The organism is Agrococcus casei LMG 22410 (genome assembly GCF_900163565.1).
Classification (GTDB): domain Bacteria; phylum Actinomycetota; class Actinomycetes; order Actinomycetales; family Microbacteriaceae; genus Agrococcus; species Agrococcus casei.
Genome location: NZ_FUHU01000006.1, coordinates 1 through 10,218, shown reverse-complemented (window position 1 = coordinate 10,218; position 10,218 = coordinate 1). Strand labels below are relative to the sequence as shown.

Genomic DNA, 10,218 nt, shown 5'->3' with positions numbered 1-10,218 from the left:
CCCTTCTGTGGCCATACAACCACTCTCAAGTGTCCGCGTCACCGGGGCAAGTCCAAGCCGCACCAGTGAGGATGTGCGCGTAAGCGAACAAGGAAGCGTCCTTCGGCAGCCACGGACGGTCGTTCGTGACCGCCGCATCCACCAGCAGTGACAATGGAATGACGGTGCCGGCGGTCTCTCGGAACCGGGGGCCTGCCGCCTCCCCAATCAGATACGACAGCGCATCCAGCACCCGCTCCGACCGCTGTCGAAGCGTGCCCTCCTTGCTGAAGATCGACAGTGGCATCGGGGTGTCAGCGGCAATGTCGATGACAGTCGTGTGCACACCCGTCACCGCAGACCAGTCCGACAGGCCCCTGGTGAGCTGACCGTCGTCCTTCGTGTCGAACGCGATCATCGCCCCGTCGTACGCAGTGTGCTGCTTTGCGTGATGCAGGGGAGTGAGTTGCGACTGCATCCATGCCCACAGCCATTCGAGCAGCTTGGACTTTCCGGAGCCGGGCTTTCCGATCACGAACACGCCAGCCCACAGGTCCGCGAACGACAGCTTCGCCACCTGCCCGTCGCTGGTGCCGATCTCCGGTCCATGCACCGAACGGACTGCGCTGGGAAGCTCACGGCTTGCCGTTGATGCGACACCGGAGCGCGCGCTCGAACCCGGCAGCAGCACCGCCGCGGCAAGCTCTGATCCGACCATGAATGATCGCGCCGCCAACGGGTAGTCGCCGTCTTGCCTGGGAGTCTCCACCAGTTGCGCAACACCGTCCACGACTTTCTGCGATGTGGTCGCGGCCTTCGGCTTCTTCGGTGAGCCGGATCGTTTGGCAGGTGCCGGTGCGAGCCCATCCTCCAGCAGTGCCCGGGCTTGCTTCGCCGCCGACGGTAGGTAGCCGTACTGATGCAGCACAGCTACGGCGGATGCGGCAGCGGCTACACCGAGTCCGAGTAGTTGTGCCGGCATGAGTGCAGGCTCAATTGACGATGCCAGTGGCGTGCCGATGGTCTGCTCGATGGAGTCCCAGAAGTACCGTCCCGCGGTCGCAACGCCGCCGACAAGTGCGGAGAGTCCTGCGACGCGCCAGAGTGGTCGACGCTCGTCGCGACCATCGAGCACTTGCGTCTCGGGGATGAGCTCGAACCCGCCGAGCGCGGAGTGGAATTGACGCAGTGCGTTCTGCGCCCGATCGGGTGCGTGAGAGCCGGCGTAGATGGAGACGATGACCGCGTCTGATCGGGGCGAATGGGTGGAGACGGCGCCGGGTCGGTGGAAGTCATGCCAGATGTTCCAACGGCTTCGCTCCTTCGGTTCCGGCTTGCGCACAGAGACCGCGATCCATTCGCCAGAGGTGAGGTACGCGTCGATTGCTTCTGCGACAGAAGTCAGTGATGTGCCAGCCTGCGTTGCGGCAGCGAGTGCCGAGTCAGGGCCGTACTCAAGCGCGGCGATGTGCGAGGCAGCAAGTGTCGGAGGGTCGACGGGTTCGCTGCGTGAGTTGAACGCTTTGGCGATCTGAAATGCGCGGTCGACAGCGTTGGCCCCACTGGATGTGAACACGCGTTCGATTGTGCCCTCGGGTGTGCAGTGCGCGCTCATCGTCGTGCCGGCAGCAGCTGTTGACAGTGAAGTGGAGAGCACCTGCGAGAGGACCATCTGGGATTCGGGACTCAGGGGGCCGGAGCGCTCGATGCGAAACGCGTGCAGAGGGGTGTCGTTCATGCCTGAAACCATGCGACATGGGGCGAGCTGACGGGATGGAGGCTGAGCAGGCGGGCCTGCGTTCGTGATCTGGTTCTTCAGCGCACCACATCGTGTGAGCCCTTTCCGATTTTGCCGCAGACATCACTCCCAGAAGCGGCCAAAGCGTCACTGCGTAGAAAATTCGCGACTCTTGCTTTTCTTGGCCCGCAAACCTCGGCTGAAGTCGCCCGATCCCCAAACCCCCAAAAAACGCCCCTTTCTCTGTCACCTGACCCACTGTCGAACACTCTTCCGAACCCAAGTCTTCGCTTGTGTCCGTAAGGTTCTCGGTGTGCGCAGCCTCACAACCCCAAACGCTGTGCGCGTCTGCGGTGTTCGGGACTGGCTTCAGCTCGCTGCGCGACCTGCGCCCCTGACCGGCAATCCACCTGTGGGTGGTTCGCTGTGTGGTCAGGACGTCGTGACTCGAGATTCACGCAAGTGCAGTCGGTGCTGCCCTTGCGTGAAAGGCCGCTGCGCGGCGGCGCCACATCAGCAGGCAGACGGGTTGCAGGTTGTGTCGTGGCAGGGTTCGGGCAGTCAGCGGAGCGTTCACGATGAGGTCACGGGCAGGTGGCACCGGTGGCGGAAGCGGACGGGAAGCTGTGGCTTGAATTGAGAGGGCGTGGGTGCGCGCAGCGCAGCAGTCAGGAAGCACCTTGGAGGGGAGGATCGGTCACAGCAGGAGTCGGACGCAAGGGAGCGTCGGTGGGGGAGAATGCTGCACCCGATGCAGGGACGTGAGGCGGCGCAGGCCGCGCAGCGGGGGTCAAAGCCGTCAGGGGACACAGGCAGGATGCTGCAGTCACGAAGATGGTGCAGACGCAGAGGCAGGTTGCGGTCGAGAGGTGGCCACCAGGGCTCACTCGCAGGGTGCAAGAAGGTCACAAGTAGGGTTCGCAATCAGCTCACATACCGGGGCATGGTGTTCACGCGCCGTAGGCGACGAGCTCGCGCAGCGAGCGAGTGATCTTGTATGTGCCGGTCGGGGACCGCTATCGCGGGCGGGGTTATGTGTCGGCTCGGGACGTGGCCCCGGCCGCGGCTATCGCCGGCGTGTGTTGCCCGCGTGTTCGGGCAGTTGGTTGACGCCTCGAGAAGTCTCGGTCACATAGAGTTTGCGGTGAGCTTGGGTTGATCGACACCCCCGCACACACATGGAGGCATCGTGGAGAGTTCGGATCGGGTTGCGATTGCGTCACAAACTCCGCGCTCTGTTCGATGCTGCGACACTGGCTCGCGCGTCCGACTCGGTTGCGCGCGGGGTTCCCGTTGCCTTGGAGTGAGGTAACACTTTGACTGCGAGCCTCCCGCAGCCGGCGGCCCTGCTGACGTTCGATGAGGACGGTTGGACGGTCTTGATTGTGGCCGGTTCATCCCACAGGGGGACTCGTGTTGAACGATGTCGGTGAGCCCGAGTTGATGCGGGCCATCGGTGGTGAGCTCGTGCCTCACCCGCCTGTTCTTGCTCGAGCATTAGAATCCTCTGACGTGCGTCCTGCAACCACACGTCCTCACTCCTCGTCACACTGGGCTTCCCCTTCATCGTCCGCCGCGGGCTGCAAGCATTTATGCAACGTCATTGCTTGGACATCGACATTTTTCGTGACGTGCTCGATGGTCACACGGGACTCGCGATTGCGTGCGATGCGCACGAGGCCGTCACGGATCTTGCGGGGCTAGGGCCTGGGCACAATGATGTCCTTCCAAGCCAGCCCTGTCAGACAGCAACTCCGATGCCACCCACCCGTGCAGCAGTCCCGCTACGCCGTTATTGACTATGCAAGATAGTCAATGTGCGCGATAATAGGTGCATGCGCACATTCTGGCCACGGAATCGCCACGCCATCCTCGAGCAGGGTCGGCTTGCCACGCAGGCTCTGCGGCTGTGGATCCCCCGGCAGGTCGCGATCGCATTGGTCGCCGCGACGACGATGACCCTCGTGATTGGATTCGCAACGGTGCTCATCCCAAATCCTGTCTTTGCGAGAGACATCGCGCCGGTGTGGTGGAACTATCCTGTGTGGCTGTTGACCGGTGCGCTCAGTGGCATGCTGGTGGCTACGTACTTCGGCGGATCGAAGACGCCGGAACCCGCTGACGAGTCATCGGTGCAGCAGTTGGGCCGGCCGGGCAAGCTTGGCGTCGCAGGCGGGTTTCTGGCTTGGTTCGCCGTCGGCTGTCCCGTCTGCAACAAGTTGGCGCTCCTGGCGCTGGGGTATTCCGGAGCCATCACCTGGTTCGCCCCGATCCAGCCGGTGCTGGCTGTGGGTGCCCTGGTGTTGACTGGTGTCGCGCTGTTCGCCCGGTTGCGGGGGCAAGTCGCGTGCCCTGTTCGTGAACGACCGATGGAGGCAGCGCGATGACGACGTATGAAACGGGGATGCTGCGGCTCGGGCCGCTGGAGGCGCAGGTGATGGACGTGCTGTGGGATCACGGTGCGTGCACCGTGCGCGACGTCATCGAGCGGCTCGAAGCGAACCCTGCATACACGACGATCGCGACAGTGCTGACGAATCTCGATCGCAAGCATCTGATCGAAATTGTTCGTGACCGTCGTTCGACACGGTATTCGGCACGCATCACTCGTCATGCGCACGCAGCACAGATCATGAGTCATGCCCTTGACGCCAGCCGTGACCGCGAGGCGTCGATTCTGCAGTTCGTGGGGTCGATGCGCGAAAGCGACCTCAGTCTTCTCCGCGAATACCTGACCCAGAATGACGCAGGCACCCACTTATGACCGCGGGCGTGTTCGGTGCAGCGGTGCTCGCGGCGGTGCTGGGGCTCGCCCTCGGAGGTCCGTATCTGCTCAGAAGCGCGGCCCCGATGCTAGTGCGTGCTCCCCGTGTCGCGACTGCCGTCATCCTCTCGGCCGTCGCGGTCTGGCTCGGCGCGTTGCTCGCGATAGGCCCAGTGCTCGCGTGGACGGCAACGGGGCCAGCACTGATTCCCGCCGGTGCCGCTGCAGTGTGCCGTCGCTGCCTCGACGCGGCAACGCCGTTTGCGATCGGGGCATTCCAGACTCCGGTCCCGGCCGCGCTGCTGCTCGCGCTTCCAGTTGCGGCATCCGCTGTGCTGCTGGTTGCCTTCCTGGCTGCCTTGCGCGCGCGGCAGGAGGTGACGCGTGGGTCGGCGCGGCGGATGCGCGACCAAGCGCGCCGGCGACGCGTTGCGGGACGCGACGTGCACGTGATCGATGACGAGCATCCGTTCGCCATCGCCTTCTCATCGTCGCTCGGCGGCATCGTGCTGTCGACGAGTGCACTCGATGCGCTGGACGCACGGGAGCTCGCGGCAGTGCTCGCGCATGAAGAAGCTCATGTGCGGCAGCGGCACCATCTCATTGTGAGCCTCAGCGGCAGCCTGCGGGCCGTGCTCGGCTGGGTTCCGCTGGTCTCTGCGGCGGCAGATGCGATCCCGCACTACCTGGAGATCGCCGCAGACAACAGGGCTCGAGCGTCGGTCGGCACCTCGGCGCTGGTGAGTGCGCTGCTCAAGCTGGGGGAGGCGCCACGGCAGAGTGGCGGCGTCGAATTTGCAGGTGCCCTGCACGCAACGGGGCCGCAGCGAATCCCCCAGCTCGTGCGACCTTCACGCGGGTTGGCCGGAGCCGCGGCTGCTGGAATGGTGGCGATGGTCCTGGCTGCTGTGGCGGCGCTCGGCGCGACTGGTCATCTGGCGTATCTGGCTGCCGCGCTGACCGGCTGCTTCTGACTCATCGCGCACGATCGACTATCCATCGTAGTCGACTATGTGAGATAGTAATGAGCCATCAGGCCACGACTCTCAGGAGCAGATCGTATGAACCGGACGAACACCCGATCACAATCCCGACGATCGTCGCAGCGCGGGTTCTCGAGTTGGCTGCTGCCGGCTGGCGTGCTCGTGATCGCTGCCGCGCTCATCACGGCGATCTTCTTCATCGGGGGTGTTGGGGAAGAGGATGCCGCAGTGCCGTCACAAGACACGGGGCCGACAGCAGTGCAAGAGCCCGCGGGTGTCGATCTGACGCAGATCGAAGACCGTGACGAAAGTGACGCGCTCGCGCTGGGGCCTGTCGATGCCGACGTCGTCATGATCGTGATGTCGGACTTCCAGTGTCCGTACTGTGCACAGTGGCACGACGAGACGCTGCCGCAGATGATGCAGTACGTCGAAGACGGCTCGTTGCGAATCGAGTTTCGAGGGGCGACAGTGTTCGGGCCGGCATCAGAACGGGCCGCACGTGCTGAGTACGCAGCGGCAATGCAAGGGCGCCTGTACGACTTCCAGACCGCCTTGTTCCCCGACGGCACCACGCTCTCTGAGGGGCAGTTGAGTGACGGGGGTCTCGTCGAAGTCGCGGCTGAAATCGGTCTTGACACTGAACAGTTCGAGCAGGACTACACGTCCGAGTCGACGCTGGCACAAGTTGCGGCGCACAAGGAGTTCACCGCGAGCCTCGGTGTGTACTCGACGCCAGCCTTCATCGTCGGCGGCGAGCCGATCCTGGGCGCTCAGCCCTCGCAGGTGTTTCTCGAAGCCTTCGACCGCGCTCTAGCGGCTGCGGAGTAGCGGTGGACCTCGGATTTCTGAGCGCATTCATCGGCGGTGTGCTCTCTCTGCTGAGCCCGTGCGCTGCACTGTTGCTGCCAGCGTTCTTCGCTGCCTCAGTCGGCAAGGGCGCTCGACTTGCACTGCACGCGACAGTCTTCTACGCGGGCACACTGCTGGTGCTGGTGCCGTTGGGGCTGGGGGTCGCCGCTGTCGGGTCGCTGCTGACGCAGCATCGCGGCGTCGTCATTGCAGTGACTGCAATGGTGCTGGTGGTTCTGGGTCTGCTGCAGCTGTTCGGAATCGGCTTCGATGCGTCGCGATTCATGCCCGGAACGAAACGCGTGCAGCAGCAGGCTTCGGCACGATCCGGGCTTCTGAAGACGCTGTTGCTGGGAATCTCAGGGGGTGTGGCCGGATTCTGTGTAGGGCCGATTCTCGGCGCCGTGCTCACGTTCGCCGCAAACAGCGGCAACCCTGTGACGGGCGCGCTTCTGATGAGTGTGTATGGCGCGGGTATGGTCGTCCCCCTCCTAGTGATCGCATCCCTCTGGGAACGCATGGGAACACGGGGCCAGCGGTGGCTTCGGGGTCGCACCTTCACGCTCTTCGGCCGCACGTGGCACACGACCTCGGTAATCACGGGTGTGCTGCTGATCGTCGTGGGCATCGTGTTCTGGTTCACGAACGGGTTCATCTCCGTGCCACAACTGATCCCCGCCGCAGCCCTGAGCTGGTTGCAGAGTGGCGCATCCCTCCTCGCGAATCCTATGTTCGATGCGGCCGTGATCGTGGCGATCGCCGCCGCGATCATCATCTGGTGGGTGCGTCGTCGTAGGGCTGCAGAGTGAAGCGCCGTCTGCACAGGAGCGCTGCGCTGACGGCTGCTGCATTGGTGCTGGTCGGATGTGCGGCCGACGGTTCGCTGCAGCGGGAGCCCGTCGTGCCAACTGCTGAGATAGGGGCCGCCTCTGGGCTGCGAGCCCCTATGCCGTACGACGGCCGCGCAGTGCTCGACCCAGAATGGATTCTGCCGCCCCAGCATCTCGACGGTGTATTCGTCTCGGCAGCGGAGGGCGAGAGAGCCCTCGAGTTCACAGCCATAGCTTCAGACGGCGAGGCACTCTGGACCGCGGAGCGCCCGCTGAGCTGTTCAGGCTTCACGCTGTCACGAAACGGTGGCGACGCCATCGCGATTCTGACGGACGTCGAGACCACCGCCGAAGCGCTAGCGCAGACCACAGCCAGCGCCTATGACCTCAAGACCGGTGAGCACCTTTGGGGCCCTGTTGATGTGCCCGGCCCCCACCGAGGGCCAGGGCTCGTCTTCGCCTACGCGCCCAAGAGCGTCATGGGCGAGAGTGGGCCCCGGGTTGTCCTTGACCCGGCGACCGGTGCGGTCGTGTTCGACGAGTCTGCCGAGGATCTGACCGTCGTAGGGGAGTTTCGGGGCACCGTGCTGCTAGTGCGCGACGGGGCCCTGGAAGCCCTGGATGCGCGCGGCTCGGAGATGTGGCGTGTAAAGCTTGCCGAGCGCGGATGGGGCGAGGTGCTTACGCCGGCGCCGGCCCACGGTTGGCTGGGCGATGCCACTGCCGTCGTCGAGACCTCGGACTACGGCGGCGTACTGCTCGAGCTCGCCACTGGAGACGTGATCGCTGAGCATGTTCACGATGCCTTGTTCGACACGGTGACCGAGACCATGATCGTCCGAGCTGGCGATACATTGCAGGCGCTCGACGCTACTGGAACGCCCCGATGGCAAGTCACCGTGCCACCGAACCTGGCAATCGCGGGTGCTGCAGAGGTCATGGTATATCTCACCGAAGGCGGCACTGTGCGGGTCGTGAACGCCTTGACTGGTGCTGAAGCGACAGCGTACTTCGATGGGGCCGGACGACTTGTCGTGCCGCTGTACGCGGCACCGTCGGGTGCTGCCGTTCTGGCTGTGGCAGACTCGTACGTGTTTGCGCCGATGGCCTAGCCTTTCGTTGACTGGATGCTGATTCTCTCCGTCGCGCGGGGCGTTGGAACAGGTGGCATCAGGCGTGGGGTAGCCGAGTAGGCGGGCCTGATCGGCACCGAGCGCAGCCGTATCCGTTTGTCGCACCCCGAGTCGCCGGAGGTGGATGTCGGTGTTGTGCGTGGGCCGGAAGGCTGGCGCGGGGGAGTGTTCCTGGACCAGCGAACGAGTGCTTGGAGGGAAAGTGCGCGTGGCACTGACCCTGAGGTCGTTGCGAGAAGCGTGTTCGAGTCGTTGCACATCACAGAGCTGTAGCCGCGGGAGGCATGAGGCACTGTCTTGCGCCACCGATAGGACAGCTGAGGGGGCGGAGCCACTGCCCCAGATGTTCTTGGGAGCCAACACATGCTTACTGTCACCGACCAGATGCGCAGCCTCGTCGCTGCTGTCAGTGCGACGGACTGTCACGATGACGACACCGTTTTGCACACCTACGCCAGTGCCGCGTGGACGAGTTTGACGGAGCCTGGGGACGGGTTCGCTGGCGCTCTGCGGCAGCAGTTTGGTGCTGTAGGTGCGCTGCAGATGGTGCTGGACGGGGACGCCGAGGGACTAGCAACATCGGTCGAGGGAGAGGATCGCAGTCAAGCGGAGGCGGCTATGAGTCGTTGGGTGCCGCGACTGGACTTCGAGCGGTTCGATCGGGTGCTGGAGGATGCCGCGAAACACCAGCAGTTGCTCATCGTTCCTGGATCTGCGCACTGGCCTGCACAGTTGGACGATCTCGCGTTCGGTGCACCTGCGGCGCTGTGGTTGCGAGGGAACTTGGATGCGCTTCGGGCAAGCGCGTCCGGTGTCGCAATAGTTGGCGCGCGGGCTGCGACAGCGTATGGAACGCAGGTTGCTGGCGACTTGGTTTCGGCGGCTGTGGCGAAGGGACTTGTGGTGGTTTCTGGTGGCGCGTTTGGCATTGATGCCGCCTCGCATCGCACCGCTATGGCTGCAGGCGGCAGGACGGTGGCGGTGATGCCTGGTGGGCTCGATCGTTACTACCCGGTGGCGCACTACGACATGCTCCGAAGTGTGGAGCGTCTGGGTGTTGTGGTGTCGGAGGTGCCCAGTGGCACAGCCCCGACTCGCTGGCGTTTCCTGCAGCGCAATCGCATCATTGCCGCCCTTGCCGCTGGAACAGTTGTGGTTGAGGCTGCGACTCGTTCTGGCTCGATCAATACGGCGATGAGTGCGTCGGATCTGGGGCGCTCTCTGGGTGCTGTGCCGGGTCCGGTCACATCGCACGCCAATGCCGGTTGCCATCGCATCATTCGTGAGATGGGCGGCGACATCATCGAGTCCGGTGACGATCTTCTTCGTCTCGTGGGCGCTGGCGACAGCGCGTCCTAGGAGAGCGAATGGTGGCGGCATCCCCGCAGACATCATTGGCAACGAGCTTGAAGGAGCGGACCGACTGATTGCCGCGGCGGGCTCCATCCTTCAGGGTGGAGGTGAGCGGCGTGGGCAGTTACTGCGGCCTCGCCTGCTTCTCGATGTATTGGCGTAGGACCGCTCAGGCCGCCGATATGGAAGGCATGACATTGAAGCGCTTCTCCTACCGGGCTTATCCAAGCCGAGGGCAGCAGCGTGATCTCGCCCGCCTGTTCGGAAGCGTGCGAGTGGTGTTTAACGATGTTGTTGCTGAGCGTAGGCGCACCCACCAGGCAAAGGAGAAGTTTCAGTCTGCTTCTCAGTTGCAGACCATGGTGGTCACCCAAGCGAAGCTCAAACTTGAGCGCGCATGGCTGTCTGAGGTGTCGTCCACACCATTGCAGCAGGCGGTTCGCGATGCAGACCTCGCCTACCGGAACTTCTTCAACTCACTCTCCGGCAAACGCAAAGGCAAAAGGGTGGGCGCACCGAGATTCAAGAGGCTGGGGTGTGACACTTCTTGTAGACAGTCGTTACCAGGAAGGCACGACAGAGACTC

At 63.9% G+C, this 10,218-nt stretch carries 9 protein-coding genes; 8 read left to right on the top strand and 1 reads right to left on the bottom strand.

Annotated elements, in window-relative coordinates; all coding sequences use genetic code 11:
* Positions 1 to 25 precede the first annotated feature (25 nt).
* Complete coding sequence (locus CZ674_RS01390; protein ID WP_086990535.1) at positions 26 to 1,717, bottom strand: hypothetical protein; 1,692 nt, start codon at positions 1,715 to 1,717, stop codon at positions 26 to 28.
* Positions 1,718 to 3,552: 1,835 nt separating this feature from the next.
* Here CZ674_RS01390 and CZ674_RS01385 point away from each other — a divergent pair.
* The 8 genes from CZ674_RS01385 to CZ674_RS13880 all read left to right on the top strand — a co-directional run.
* A complete protein-coding gene (locus tag CZ674_RS01385; RefSeq protein ID WP_086990533.1) occupies positions 3,553 to 4,104 on the top strand; it encodes a hypothetical protein in 552 nt (183 codons plus the stop codon).
* Positions 4,101 to 4,481 carry a BlaI/MecI/CopY family transcriptional regulator gene (locus tag CZ674_RS01380; RefSeq protein WP_086990531.1) on the top strand — a complete coding sequence of 127 codons (381 nt, stop codon included), beginning with the start codon at positions 4,101 to 4,103 and terminating at the stop codon, positions 4,479 to 4,481. Before CZ674_RS01385 ends, CZ674_RS01380 begins: the two co-directional genes overlap by 4 nt.
* On the top strand, positions 4,478 to 5,455 hold the full coding sequence (locus CZ674_RS01375; protein WP_086990529.1) for a M56 family metallopeptidase: 978 nt from the start codon (positions 4,478 to 4,480) through the stop codon (positions 5,453 to 5,455). Before CZ674_RS01380 ends, CZ674_RS01375 begins: the two co-directional genes overlap by 4 nt.
* Positions 5,456 to 5,542: 87 nt before the next feature.
* A complete protein-coding gene (locus tag CZ674_RS01370) occupies positions 5,543 to 6,295 on the top strand; it encodes a DsbA family protein (RefSeq protein WP_086990527.1) in 753 nt (250 codons plus the stop codon).
* 2 nt (positions 6,296 to 6,297) lie between these two features.
* Positions 6,298 to 7,125, top strand: coding sequence for a cytochrome c biogenesis CcdA family protein (locus CZ674_RS01365; RefSeq protein ID WP_086990525.1), 828 nt, complete (start codon positions 6,298 to 6,300; stop codon positions 7,123 to 7,125).
* On the top strand, positions 7,122 to 8,258 hold the full coding sequence (locus CZ674_RS01360) for a PQQ-binding-like beta-propeller repeat protein (protein ID WP_143244583.1): 1,137 nt from the start codon (positions 7,122 to 7,124) through the stop codon (positions 8,256 to 8,258). Before CZ674_RS01365 ends, CZ674_RS01360 begins: the two co-directional genes overlap by 4 nt.
* Before the next feature lie 384 nt (positions 8,259 to 8,642).
* The gene (gene dprA, locus CZ674_RS01355; protein WP_086990520.1) at positions 8,643 to 9,638 is read left to right on the top strand and encodes a DNA-processing protein DprA; all 996 of its coding nucleotides are present in this window, start codon (positions 8,643 to 8,645) and stop codon (positions 9,636 to 9,638) included.
* 110 nt (positions 9,639 to 9,748) lie between these two features.
* Positions 9,749 to 10,218, top strand: a 470-nt coding sequence (locus CZ674_RS13880; RefSeq protein ID WP_143244582.1) for a helix-turn-helix domain-containing protein, incomplete at its 3' end; no start/stop codon positions are given.